The sequence below is a fragment of the Candidatus Nitrosopumilus sp. genome (genome assembly GCF_965263415.1).
Taxonomy (GTDB): Archaea; Thermoproteota; Nitrososphaeria; order Nitrososphaerales; family Nitrosopumilaceae; genus Nitrosopumilus.
In genome coordinates this window covers 925,773-938,172 of the sequence record NZ_OZ253671.1, presented here as the reverse complement: position 1 = coordinate 938,172, position 12,400 = coordinate 925,773, and the positions used below count along the sequence as shown (strand labels likewise).

Annotated in this window: 17 protein-coding genes; 8 read left to right on the top strand and 9 right to left on the bottom strand. The window is 32.8% G+C overall.

Going from position 1 to position 12,400, the window contains the following annotated elements; genetic code table 11:
* Positions 1-120: 120 nt before the first annotated feature.
* Together ACQY22_RS06160 and ACQY22_RS06155 are read right to left on the bottom strand one after the other, a co-directional pair.
* Complete coding sequence (locus ACQY22_RS06160; protein ID WP_428323828.1) at positions 121-585, bottom strand: GTP-dependent dephospho-CoA kinase family protein; 465 nt, start codon at positions 583-585, stop codon at positions 121-123.
* A 41-nt stretch (positions 586-626) separates the two neighbouring features.
* Entirely contained in the window at positions 627-1,739 is a 1,113-nt protein-coding gene (locus ACQY22_RS06155; RefSeq protein WP_428323827.1) for an Mrp/NBP35 family ATP-binding protein, read from the bottom strand.
* Positions 1,740-1,887: 148 nt separating this feature from the next.
* Here ACQY22_RS06155 and ACQY22_RS06150 point away from each other — a divergent pair, with 148 nt between their 5' ends.
* The 3 genes from ACQY22_RS06150 to nadC are packed head-to-tail and all read left to right on the top strand — an operon-like array spanning position 1,888 to position 3,533.
* Positions 1,888-2,484, top strand: coding sequence for a DNA-directed RNA polymerase (locus tag ACQY22_RS06150; RefSeq protein ID WP_012215618.1), 597 nt, complete (start codon positions 1,888-1,890; stop codon positions 2,482-2,484).
* Between the two features lies 1 nt (position 2,485).
* Positions 2,486-2,674: a transcription elongation factor subunit Spt4 gene (gene spt4 / locus ACQY22_RS06145; protein ID WP_428323826.1), complete on the top strand. Its 189-nt coding sequence runs from the start codon at positions 2,486-2,488 to the stop codon at positions 2,672-2,674.
* A 40-nt stretch (positions 2,675-2,714) separates the two neighbouring features.
* Positions 2,715-3,533 carry a carboxylating nicotinate-nucleotide diphosphorylase gene (gene nadC, locus ACQY22_RS06140; protein ID WP_428323825.1) on the top strand — a complete coding sequence of 273 codons (819 nt, stop codon included), beginning with the start codon at positions 2,715-2,717 and terminating at the stop codon, positions 3,531-3,533.
* Here the strand turns inward: nadC and ACQY22_RS06135 are convergent.
* The 3 genes from ACQY22_RS06135 to ACQY22_RS06125 form a co-directional block, all read right to left on the bottom strand.
* The gene (locus tag ACQY22_RS06135; RefSeq protein WP_428323824.1) at positions 3,530-3,931 is read right to left on the bottom strand and encodes a tetratricopeptide repeat protein; all 402 of its coding nucleotides are present in this window, start codon (positions 3,929-3,931) and stop codon (positions 3,530-3,532) included. The two genes, nadC and ACQY22_RS06135, sit on opposite strands and share 4 nt — an antisense overlap.
* A gap of 4 nt (positions 3,932-3,935) precedes the next feature.
* Positions 3,936-4,892: a quinolinate synthase NadA gene (nadA, locus tag ACQY22_RS06130; RefSeq protein WP_428323823.1), complete on the bottom strand. Its 957-nt coding sequence runs from the start codon at positions 4,890-4,892 to the stop codon at positions 3,936-3,938.
* A 93-nt stretch (positions 4,893-4,985) separates the two neighbouring features.
* Entirely contained in the window at positions 4,986-5,804 is an 819-nt protein-coding gene (locus ACQY22_RS06125) for an aspartate dehydrogenase (protein ID WP_428323822.1), read from the bottom strand.
* A gap of 138 nt (positions 5,805-5,942) precedes the next feature.
* On the opposite strand from ACQY22_RS06125, the gene ACQY22_RS06120 reads away from it, so the two are divergent.
* Together ACQY22_RS06120 and ACQY22_RS06115 are read left to right on the top strand one after the other, a co-directional pair.
* Positions 5,943-6,404, top strand: coding sequence for a hypothetical protein (locus tag ACQY22_RS06120; RefSeq protein ID WP_428323821.1), 462 nt, complete (start codon positions 5,943-5,945; stop codon positions 6,402-6,404).
* A gap of 1 nt (position 6,405) precedes the next feature.
* Positions 6,406-6,666, top strand: a complete 261-nt coding sequence (locus ACQY22_RS06115; protein WP_428323820.1) for a hypothetical protein — start codon at positions 6,406-6,408, stop codon at positions 6,664-6,666.
* A 207-nt stretch (positions 6,667-6,873) separates the two neighbouring features.
* On the opposite strand, the gene ACQY22_RS06110 is transcribed toward ACQY22_RS06115, so the two are convergent.
* The 4 genes from ACQY22_RS06110 to ACQY22_RS06095 form a co-directional block, all read right to left on the bottom strand.
* Entirely contained in the window at positions 6,874-7,146 is a 273-nt protein-coding gene (locus tag ACQY22_RS06110) for a hypothetical protein (protein ID WP_428323819.1), read from the bottom strand.
* A gap of 83 nt (positions 7,147-7,229) precedes the next feature.
* Complete coding sequence (locus tag ACQY22_RS06105) at positions 7,230-7,994, bottom strand: hypothetical protein (RefSeq protein WP_428323818.1); 765 nt, start codon at positions 7,992-7,994, stop codon at positions 7,230-7,232.
* A 122-nt stretch (positions 7,995-8,116) separates the two neighbouring features.
* On the bottom strand, positions 8,117-8,323 hold the full coding sequence (locus ACQY22_RS06100; RefSeq protein WP_428323817.1) for a hypothetical protein: 207 nt from the start codon (positions 8,321-8,323) through the stop codon (positions 8,117-8,119).
* Between the two features lie 22 nt (positions 8,324-8,345).
* On the bottom strand, positions 8,346-8,576 hold the full coding sequence (locus tag ACQY22_RS06095; protein ID WP_428323816.1) for a hypothetical protein: 231 nt from the start codon (positions 8,574-8,576) through the stop codon (positions 8,346-8,348).
* A gap of 460 nt (positions 8,577-9,036) precedes the next feature.
* Here ACQY22_RS06095 and ACQY22_RS06090 point away from each other — a divergent pair, with 460 nt between their 5' ends.
* From ACQY22_RS06090 to ACQY22_RS06080, 3 genes are all read left to right on the top strand, one after another.
* Positions 9,037-9,969 carry a hypothetical protein gene (locus ACQY22_RS06090; protein WP_428323815.1) on the top strand — a complete coding sequence of 311 codons (933 nt, stop codon included), beginning with the start codon at positions 9,037-9,039 and terminating at the stop codon, positions 9,967-9,969.
* Between the two features lie 110 nt (positions 9,970-10,079).
* A complete protein-coding gene (locus ACQY22_RS06085; protein ID WP_428325533.1) occupies positions 10,080-10,871 on the top strand; it encodes a DNA double-strand break repair nuclease NurA in 792 nt (263 codons plus the stop codon).
* Positions 10,868-12,400, top strand: a complete 1,533-nt coding sequence (locus ACQY22_RS06080) for a helicase HerA domain-containing protein (RefSeq protein ID WP_428323814.1) — start codon at positions 10,868-10,870, stop codon at positions 12,398-12,400. Before ACQY22_RS06085 ends, ACQY22_RS06080 begins: the two co-directional genes overlap by 4 nt.

Genomic DNA, 12,400 nt, shown 5'->3' with positions numbered 1-12,400 from the left:
GGAATGTCAATTGTTGTAAGAGATTTGGTTGATTTTCATTCTTCAAAATTAGGAATTAATAGGGTCAGAGGTTTTAGTAGTGTAATCATTAATCATACAGCCACCGTCTCATCATACCCCTTATTCCATTAAATCAAGTAGGTTTTGTGCTTTATTTCTAATTTCGGAGGTAATCTTGACTATCACTAACCCTTCATTTGGTTGACCATACAATACAACAGAGTTTTCAGGAGCATGTATACAAACAGGCAACACCAGAAGGTCTTCTTCACCAGTTACAAGAATTCGTATTGGAGAATTCATTGAAAATGCGTTTTTGATAACATCAATACTTTGAGAAGTAATTTCAGCAGGAGGATTATCAACAGTTATCTCAGTTGCATTTACAAGTTTTGGAGGCTCTCTTTTTTCTCTTTTTTCAATGCCATCAACAATTTGAAGTGAGGGAATTAAATCAAAATCAATCATCTTTTCAGTAGTTCTATCACCAACTGTTATAACGTAAGAGTTTTTTTCTATGTGTTTGAGTATGTTTTCTTTGTTTGCTTGACTTTCAGGTAAAAGAACCCCCAAAGGAACTTTCATTTGCTCTCTTAGAGAATTAGGTAACTTCACAAAAATCGATTCTAGTTTGTACTTGCCTCTGGAGCAGATTCTTCATTAGAGCCTTCAGACTCCATTTCTTCTTGAAGTTTTGCTGCAAGAATACTACATTGTGCTGCAATGTTTTTGGCAGCAATTCTAAATGCATCAGCACTTGGAGAATCAGTATTTGTAATCATGATTGGTTTTCCCACATCAGAACCAGACATGATTCCAGAGTTTAATGGAATTTCACCTAAGAAAGGCATGTTAAATTGTTCACTTATTTTCTTTGCACCACCATCACCAAAGATGTAATGTCTTTCATCACAATTAGGACAAATAAAATGACTCATGTTTTCAACAACACCAATAATTGGAACATTTAGTTTTTCAAACATTCCAATTGCTTTTACTGCAACGTTACTTGCTACATCTTGAGGAGTGGTAACTACTAGAATTCCTGTAATCGGAATTGTTTGTGCAAGAGTTAATGGAATATCACCAGTTCCTGGAGGTAGATCTACAATAAGATAATCCAAATCAGCCCAGTTTGTGTCAACTAGAAATTGTTTTAGAATACCTGAGATAATTGGGCCACGATAAATTGCTGCTTGATGTGCTTGTTCTGCAAAGAAACCAAATGAAACAACTTTGAGACCATTTGATTCTGCTGGTTGAAGTTTATTATCTTCAACTTCCATAAATCCATCTTTCATTCCAAGCATTAATGGGATACTTGGACCATAGATATCAGCATCAAGTAATCCAACTTTTGCACCTGTTTGTTGTAGTGCCAAAGCTAAATTGAGAGAAACTGTTGATTTACCTACACCACCTTTTCCACTTGCGACACCAATAATGTTTTTGACTGTAGCCATTCCAGTGTCGGCATCAAGTGAACGTCCTTCCATAACTTTTGCAGTTACATTCATGTCAAAGTTTTTCAATTCAGTAAGTTCACCAATTACTTTTCTTACATCATCTTCAATTTCGATATTGAAAGGACATGCCGGAGTAGTTAATTCGAGCGTAAATTTCAAATTTCCATCATTAAGTTCTAAATCTTTGATCATTCCCATAGAGACAATATCTTTTTTCAAGTCAGGATCAATTACAGTACTAAGTTTTTCAAGGACTTGATCTATGCCAACCATTGCGTCAAAAAGCCCTTCTACATTATTTAAACATAAGTTGATGACCAAAAGAAATTGAGATAATTTTCGAAAATTAGCAAAATCTTTAGAAAAATGTGCTCAAATTACCCAAAGATTCATAAATTGAAATTCAAGAAAAACAGCACAGTTGTTTTCTATATCTACTCTAGTTGATGTTGTCAGGATTCCTCCAAGCTTGTTTGGAACCACACTCAAAAAGGCAGCAGTGAATATTCTCAAAGAAAAGTACGAGAGTATGATTAATGCAGATTTAGGTTACATCATTATGATTTTAGACGCTAAAGTGGACGAGATGGGAAAGATGATTGCCGGTGACGGTGGAACATTCCACAGAGTTCAATTTGAAGCACTAACATTTTATCCAAAATTACAAGAAATTGTACAAGGAGAAATCGTAGACATTACAGACTTTGGTGCATTTGTAAGAATTGGTCCTACCGATGCATTACTTCACTTATCACAAGTTATGGATGATTATCTTAAGAGTGATGTAAAATCTGGAATGATTTTGGCTAATCAAAGTGGAAGAACATTAAAAGTTGGTTCGACACTTCGTGCAAGAATCACTGCAGTATCATTAGGTAAAGCAGCTGCAATGGGTAAAATCGGAATTACATGTAGACAACCATTCCTTGGTGCAGACGAATGGATTGAAGAAGAGATAAAGAAATCTTCTGGCGGAGCAGAAGAACCAGCAAAAGAAGCTAAAGTAGAGGCAAGTTAAGATGGCACGAGAAATGGCATGCAGAAAATGCAAGAATGTAACCGTGGGAAAAGTTTGTCCAATATGTAAATCAGCAGATTTAACACCAGATTGGAGCGGGGTTGTATTAGTAGTAGATCCAACAAACTCTGAAATTTCAAAAACACTTGGAATTACCAAGAAAGGCAAATATGCAATTAAAGTAACATAAAATTTCTAAATATTTAAAATCAAATTAGCATTTTATCATAATGTTGTCATTTAATTCTAAAAAACAGTTATCACAATTTCTAGCTGAAGATATTGGTAAAGGAGACATCACAAGTGCATTACTACCAAAGAAAAAAATCACAGTTAGAATAATTTCAAGAGAACATGCAATTGTAGGCGGAGTTGTACATGCAAGGCAGATTTTCAAAATCAAAGGATGTAACACAAGAATTTTGAAAAAAGATGGCTCCAAAGTAAGACCAAATGAAACTATAATGAACATATCAGGAGATGCTGGAAAAATTCTTACATGTGAAAGGACAGCATTGAATCTTTTAACAAGAATGAGTGGAATTGCGACTCAAACAAATGAACTTGTAAAAAAAATTCCAAAGAAAACAAAACTCTATGCCACAAGAAAAACTGCACCAGGACTACGATATTTTGACAAAGAAGCAGTAGAAATTGGAGGAGGTAAAAAACACAGATTACGATTAGATGAAATGGTCATGATCAAAGACAATCATATCGCAGTAGGAAATTCATTAGAGTCATTAATCAAAAAAGCAAAGAAGAGACACAGTAAATTCGAAGTAGAAGTTGAGAATACGTCAGACGCAGTTCTTGCTGCAAAAGAAGGTGCAACAATAATCATGTTAGATAACTTCACTCCAAATCAGATTAGAAAAGCAATCAAAGTTCTCAAAAATCAAAAATTACGAAACAAGGTTTTGCTTGAAGCATCAGGAGGAATTAACTCAAAAAATATTTCCAAATATGGACAAACAGGAGTAGACATTATCTCAGTTGGAAGTATAACAAATTCTGTAAAAGGAATTGATATGAGTTTAGAAATTTAGGAATTTAATTGAGATAATAATTCAGTTACTGTCTTATTTTTTGGATCAATTTCTTGAATTTTTTCACAACATTGAAGTGCTCTTTTCTTTTCACCTAGTTTTTGATGAGAGTATGCTTTCAAAAGCAACACATCAACGTCATAAGAGCCAATTTCAAGTGCTTTATCAAAATGAGATATTGCAGTTTTGTATTTTTTTTTCAGATAATAGATTCCACCCACGGTAAACAATGCATCGTGATTGTTTGGCACCATTCTGAGATATTCTGTGCCTGATTTTAGAGCCTCGTCGTACTTTTTTTGTTTGGCAAGTTTCTTGAATTCTTTGAATTTTTCTTGATTTCTTTTTTGATTAGGGTCTTTTGGAGTTCTACTAAATAATCCAACCAACATAGTCACACAATTAGCTTATTGCAAGCATTCTATCAATTGCTAAACGTGCCTTGTCTGCAATTTCTTTTGGAACAGTCACAATGTTTTTCTCATTTACAAGGGCATCATGAACTTTTTCAAGTGTGATCATCTTCATGTATTGGCATTCAGCTTTTTCAGAAGCTGGAATGAATTTCTTATCAGGATTTTGTTGTCTCATTCTGTATAAAATTCCAGTTTCAGTTGCAACAACAAAGTTTTTAGATTTTGATTCTTTTACATGATTTAGCATTCCTTCAGTTGAAAGAATTGAAACTTTTTGATCATCAAAACTACCATCAGCAACATCATACATCATTGGAGTGGTGCAACTGCATTCAGGATGAATTACAAATTCTGCATCTTTCATGGAATCTAGTTTTTTTGTGACATCTTCAGGTGTAATTCCTGCATGGACGTGACATTCGCCTGCCCATATGTGCATGTTTTTTCTACCAGTCATTTTTGCAACGTATGAGCCCAAGAACATGTCTGGCAAAAATAAAATTTCCTTATCTTCAGGAATTGCTTTAACTACGTTTACTGCATTTGATGAGGTACAACAATAATCAAGTTCTGCTTTAATTTCAGCAGTAGTGTTAACATATCCAACTGCAATTGCACCTGGATGTTGTTTCTTCCAGTTTCTTAATTCATCAACAGTAATTGAATCAGATAATGAACAACCAGCTTCTAAATCTGGCAAGATTACCTTTTTTTGAGGACTGATAATTGCAGCAGTTTCAGCCATAAAGTTCACACCACAAAAAAGAATTGTCTTTTGTGGAACTTTGGCTGCTTGTCTGGATAATCCTAAAGAATCACCTGTAAAATCGGCTACATCTTGAACTTCAGGAATTTGATAATTGTGGGCAAGTATAATCACGTCTTTCTCCTTCTTGAGACGTTCAATCTCTTCTTTGAGTTTTGAGGTTTGTTGTACGAGCATAAACCATAGAAAATTTGAGTGGTGGGGATTTAAAGAATGGGATCGCGCCTAGAATTTTCATGGATATGGGCAACAGTGGCAATTATTGCCATGTTATGTGCCAATCTGAATATCATCTGAACAGTATTTTTTCAGAGTTTCAATTGCAGACAAGATTGCCAATCTGCTTGTCTTTGGATTATTTGAATCAGGAATATTTTCTATTGTAAATGTCATCTTTCCAAACTTTCCCGAAGCTTCAATGTGATGGGTGTTCCTGTCAGTATTAGGATCTGCAATAATTGTTACATTAGTTTTTTCACTACCAATTCCAGTTAGTGACAAGAGTGCTGCAACGTTGATGTTTGCAGGAAATAGTGTAACAGCCTCTTTTGCAGTTCCTTCATACACTATGGTTGAAGAAGTAATTTCATCTAAGTTAATATCAGAAGTCTCAAAGAATTTTGCACCTTTCAGAGAACGTGGATGTTTTGTTGTTGTGATAGATATGAATTCAAGTTCGTCTTTGATTGATTTTAGTCCATCCAATCCTGCAATTGCTCCTGAAGGCAGATAGATTGTTTTTTTAAAGTCTTTACATGCATCTGACAAAATATCATAGATTGATTCATCAAGTAACGCACCAACACTCATGATCATCAAGTCTTTTTTATTTTGTAGAACACTTAGTGCAATATCTTTTACTGCATTTTGTGATGCGGCCTCGACAACAATATCAATTGGTTGAGAAGATAAAAGATGAGAATTTTCAACAATTTCTGGTTTGTTTTTTAGTTTTTGAACAAGAGAAGATGATACATCTTTTGATTCATCATATACATGGGTAAGAGTAGCAGGGAAATTTTCAGAATCAATTGCAAGAGCAATTTGAGTTCCCATTGAACCGCATCCAAGAAGGGCTATTCGTTTCAAACAGATTATCTAGAAATCATCACTTAATTAATCAATAAATTTTAGGTATTATTTGTCGGTCTACTAGCATACAAGGTCTATTCATGGTAGATTGTGGATAAACCAAAGTCTTTTTAGAACAATATCATATCGTCTTATGTGCAACTTTCATCAATTATCGGGATATTAACAGCTATTGTTGGGATGATTACAGTTGGAATGACAGTAAACATTGTTTATGAAGAACTAAATCCAACATCCATAGTAGATTCGTATATTGCTATAACGGAATTAGAAAAACAAAATTCTAGATTGATAAAAGAATTAGAATCCACAAAAATTCTCTTTGAAGCATCAAATCCAGACCCAGACTTAGCCGAATTGAATTTAACATTACTTTTAATCGCAAATAAACTAGATACAATTCAAGAATCTATTGACGCTCATAATATGAAACATGAATCTATGGAAACTATGTTGTCCGACAGTAATGGGAATGCACAAGTTGTTATAGAATCTCAACCTTTTGAACAATCATTGATTTTAGTTGTTGTTCCTACTGTCATAACTGGAATTTTTGCCATAGTAGCATTAAAAATTAGAAAAACAGAGGCCAAATAATTTGAAAACAGTTTCAACAAAACTATCAAAAGAGGATTTCAAGAAATTTCAAGAAATGTGCAACCACGATGGACAATGTATGTCTGAAGAATTGAGAGAATTAGTCATAATGGGTTTAGATGCTTATGAAGAAGGGAAGGAATTAGAACAAGAAGAAAAAGGGGAACCTGAAATCATTGTTGAGGACGCATCTAAAGAACCAAAACCCATAGTACATGGTAAAATTTTAGATGATAATGGGGATGTTATAGGTACATTTTAACAAAAAAGATTTTTTATTTTCTTGTTAACAAAATTATGAATGCCAAAATAGCACCTCCAACAATTCCAAAAATTATCAAATTTCCTATAGTTTCTAAAATCATACGGTAACTATTCAACTGAGAATATAACTTCTATGCAACAAAATTTTTGGTTTTGTTTAATTAACTACCATTTATTCAACATTTATCGGTACTAGAATAGAAAATTAGATTTTCCCAATTGTTCGGTTTGTAGAATATTCTGAAATTTCAGTATACAACCATTCAAATTCTGGGTTATTAGGACTTCCCTGGATCATTAACTTACTATTATTGTAATAAGTGACAGTTATTTTGCCATCTGGAGTTTCAAATTGTAAAGATTCTTTGGTGCCTTTCTGGAGGGGTTTATCTTTCCAGTTTGTTCTTTCTTTGATTTTCCCTTTTAGATTAAGAAATTCACTTTCCTTAAAATTTTCAATTACAATATATGGTTTCAAAATGATGTAATGTGTTATTTAGAATTATACTTAACGTTTAGGTTATGTGAATAATTTTATGACATATTACAATCGGAAGATGCCTAAAGTCCTTTCTTTAAGATGATGTGTCCTAACAATGTAGGTTGTTTCGAAAAAGAATGTGTAAATTCAATAGGTTCAGTTTTGAGAACTTCTTGATATGAACGAAAATAATTCAACAACCATTTAGCGTATTTGACATTATCCACCCCACTCGCTAAGATCCATATTGAAAGAATTTTCTTCTTGATTAATTTATGAACATGTTGAACATGAAATGATTTAGAACCCATTTTTGTCAGCGAATTGAAATTATCTTTGTCTCGATCAATTGCAATAAATGAAACTGCAAATCTGATATAAGTTCCCTCTACTGCAAGGCTGTTTATTTTTTCAGATGTTTTTCGATTTCCAATAGTGTACATATAATCTAAAAATTCACTTAATTCATCTTTTGAGTATTTACTTGGTTGAATTGTTGCAAATTTATGCCCAATATCAGTAAGTTCTCTTAGAAACAATCTTGTGAATTCCCCTTTATCGTCAAGAGAACCCAGTGCAATACATTGTAATTTTACATGACGGGATTTAGTTTCTTTTTTGAAAATTTCATCATGAAAGAACGGAATTGCATCCTGTCGTTTTGCTTCAATAATTTTTTTTGCCATAATCAAATCCATAGAACTAATTCTAGAAGGATTGATGTGTTTTTTTAGTTCAGGAAGCAATCCTTTTTGTGAATAAAAATAAGAAGTTTTTGCAAAACTTTCTGCAGAAGTATCATCATTTTGTAAAATAGCTATGACTTTATTTTCAGATTTATCCACATCAACTTTAGATTTAACAGCTTTTGTCCATTTAATATCTAAATCATATGGGAAAACGTCAAAACCAGCTTGTTTATTGATTTCTTTTCTAGCATCATGTATTTCATTTACAATATTTTTTTCTACTTTTTTTGAGTTTTACTAATTTCAGCATCTTCTTTTATTTCTTTAATAAAAATTCGCCATTCTCTAAAATTTGTACCTGCTTTAAGAAAAAATATCAAGATTCCTATAATTGGAGCCCAAATATACCACGAACCAATCAGATGATCCACTATAGTTACATTAGATGCAGCATCACTTCCTGTTTGAAGAAGAAATTCTAACATGTTTTAAAATTACATAATTTACTTATCTAGTTATCGGCACATTTTGATAACAATATGGTTTGTTACAAACAATTTTTGGAATATGTTCTTCGAAAAAAATAATTCCTATATTTTCAAATGTTACAATATCTTCACACGAATTACATTTTATTTTACCTGCTTCAAAATCTTCTTTCAAGTCTAATTGTGTCAAATATTCTAATACATCATCTTTTAGAATTGCATCAATTGAAATCCTTTCTTCTTTTTGCACAATCATAATTACATCTCAAATCATTTAAAATTTTAATATTTTTCAGTAGACTTGATGTGGGATTTTTTTAAATCATGTCAAATCTAGGCTTATTCATTTTGCATATCTTGAAACAGTTACTTATGGGTTGAACCAAATATTGACTAATCATCACGATACACCATCCTCTGGTTCTACGAAAAATTCCCCTCAATTTCATGTGGAGGGGTTCATTCAAACAAAATATAATGAAAAACTAGGCATCTAGGGATTTTATCCAATACAATCACCATTTAACACATCGAATCCAGTATTAGTAAATCCGTAAAGTAAACGTGGTATCCTCATGTATTCATGAGTAGAATACAAAAATTAATTCTAGTTTGTGAGCTATTATCACTTAATTAATTCTAGGCAAACTGGTTTCAAAAGAGAATAATTTATCATTAAGTTATTTATGCAAAGAAACTCGAAAAAATCTATGAAATTTTACCAAGTTTCAATAATTTTTACAATATTTTTTTTAGTTGTTATTCAGTCATCATTTGGAGATATAGAATCACCAAAAAAACAGATCAAATTAGGAATAATGCCTGAAAAAGTAACTTGTAATGAAGGACTAGTTTTGATGCTAAAAATATCAGGAATGCCTGCATGTGTAAAATCAACTACAGCTGAAAGATTAGAAGAAAGAGGTTGGAAACAAATCATTCAAAAATTTGTGAAAGCAGAAAAAGAGATTGAGACAATACCTGCATCCCAAAGCACCACAGTAAATTTTTACATTTCAGATGATGATCTGAATACAAGCCATAGTGGTGTTGATGTAGTAAGTACAAAAGATCTTTTTGAGTTTACAATAAACGGAGTTTCAATACAAGGACCGGAAACAATGGTTGAAACAGGAATGAATACAGGGAAATTTTATTTGAAATTAGATTTGCCAAATACAGTCAAACAAGATGATGTTGTTTTGATTAGATATTTAGATCAATCAGACTCGGCAGGAGAAATGAGAGTGTTAACAAAATCAATTGCACTAACCAAAACATTTGCAAAAGTAGAAACATCTGGAGGAAATTCTAGAATAGGCCACGAATTCACATTAAGAATTTACGAGCCTGATGCAAATAGGGATTCAAAAGATGAGGATAAAATTTCTCTCAGTTCATTTGAATATAGAGGAGATGGTGGGATTAGAACCACTTTAGCCAATCCAAAATTTGATGCGAATTCTTGGGCATTAATTGAAACTGGACCAAACACAAATACATTTGAAGTCAAGATCAAAATTCCAAGAGAATTGGATGGTAAAACAATCCACATTGGAGACAAGTATGAAATTAGATACATTGACAGAAGCACCCCATCAGAAACTGAAGAAAAAATAATTTTCAAAGGAAGGATTGGCTAAATGGATCAGTTTTGTCAAGGTTCAGTATAACCTAAAGATTTTATTCAAACAAACGAACTAGTGTTGTGCTCAATACCGTATACAAAGATGCAATTATCAATAGAGATAAGATGCTATCTATTCTAAAAGGTCCTAAATTTGAGCAAATAATACAAAAGGCAAGAGAAAATTGGGTAGAATTTATGCCTGTAAAAGAAGAAGTAGTTACTGCAGGAATTGATTCAAGTTTTAACAATACAAAATTCCAAGGAATTGAACTTTGGGCAACTACAGCAGTATCCATCAAGGCAGATGGTGATGTATTAGTTGATTTACACGAGTCAGGATTGGGTTCAGATACTGATCTTTCGCGAATTGCAAGTAAAATGGAAATTGATGCTTGTGAGAAAACAGTGGACCAAGTTGATTTGGTTTTGATGGATGGTTCTTTGCATTCTCAATTTATGACAAGACAGTCAACTTTGGATGCACAGGTAGTAAGAACAATGAAAAAGAGAGACAATGTGATTTTTATTGCAAAAACATCAAACACAAAAAAACAATTTGAGAAATTAGGTTCTCTTGCTGGAGATATTTTTTACTATAATCATGTTACAAACAATCCAGGATTTAGTAAATTATTTGTAGAAAAAAAATATGGTTCAGACAAAGTCATTTCATCTACATTTGTAAGATTAAGTGATTCTACACCAATTATCAAATTAGAATTTCTTGGAGAACAACATGATGAAAATGATATAAAATCAGTCATGAATAAATTATACAAAACAAGTATTGGAGGATATCCATATGCATTAAAGCTTGCACACAACAACTGTAAAATATCTGATAAGGAACTTGCAAAAATGGTCAGTTTATTAGGTCTAAGTAATGAGATTGGTTCACGTGAGGTATTAGGTTGAGTTTAGGATTTGTAATTGGTGAATCAAAACCAACATTTGTCACAGCAATTACATCAAGAGCTTTGTCTGTTGGAGAGTACATCAAGATTGGTTCTGACGAAGGAGAGATATTAGGACTAGTTGAAAAATCATCAGTAACAAGTGCAGCATTTACAGATGTAAGAAATTTTGATGAAGCAGCTGAAAGTACCGAGATTGCAGAACTAAACAAGAGAGACAAAACGTTTACTGCACACATTGGAATTTTAGGATTTTTAGAGAATTTGAGAAAAGGTCAATCAATTATTCCTGCAATTCCACCCATTCCAGGCACAGAAATCACTCAACCAAGCAAACAAGATCTTGAAGAAATCTTTAGCCCCAAAAATAACGGATGGGTAAAGATTGGAAATCTTTTGAGAAACAAAACAATCGATGCAAAAGTGAATCTAGATAAAATTGTCTCAAGACATTTAGGAATTTTAGCAATGACAGGTATGGGTAAAAGTAATCTTGTATCACTAGTTACAAAACAGATTTCAAAATTAAAAGGAACAGTAATAATTTTTGATTATCACAATGACTATACTACACTAAATATTCCAAGAATTAATGTAGTTGATGCAAAAATTAATCCAAGATTACTTGATGCAGATCAACTCTCAGAAGTTTTAGAGATTAGAGATGGTGCAAATGTACAACAAAGAGTGTTAAGAATGGCATTTACAAAACATGTCAAAGAATCAAAAGAATTTTGGAGTAAATTAGAAAATGAAATTGATTTTATCGTAAATTCAGAAGATAAAAAACTAAAAGAAATCAGGACGTCAGCATACAGGGTTCAAGACATAATAGAAGAATCTCAAAAAAGATTTGAAGATATTTTGGATCCAGATATGGGAGATCCAATTAGTTTTATCAAAGAAGGTCGTACCAATGTTCTCAATATTTCAGAATTGTCTGAAAAACAAGCAAATGTTGCAGTTGCATTTTACTTGCAACAACTACTCAAAGACAGAAAAGATGCAAGTATTGCAAGACATGGTAAAAGCAAGAGAGAAAGAAACTATAGATTCAATTCACCTATTTTTGTAATTATTGAAGAAGCACATGTTTTCATTCCAAAAGACCACGACACCAGTGCAAAATATTGGGCAGCAAAAATTGCCAGAGAAGGAAGGAAATTTGGTTTAGGATTAGGAGTAGTATCTCAAAGACCTCGAAGTGTAGACCTTAATGTTCTGAGCCAGATGGGTTCTTTTGCAATAATGAAGATAATTCAAGAAGATGATCAGCGCCAAATAGCCTCAGCAACAGAGTCAACTAGCCGTGAATTGATTGCCCAATTGACCTCACTAAACGTGGGTGATGCGGTTCTAGTAGGACAATGGACAAACTTACCATCACTAGTACATGTTGAAGAAGTTAAAGAGAAAATTATGGGGGCAGACCAAAGTGCAGTAAATGCTTGGGCCAATGCAGAAAAAATGAAAGAGGTTGCAGTAGAATCAACACAAGGACTAGTTCAAAAAGATTTGTTATTAGACTGA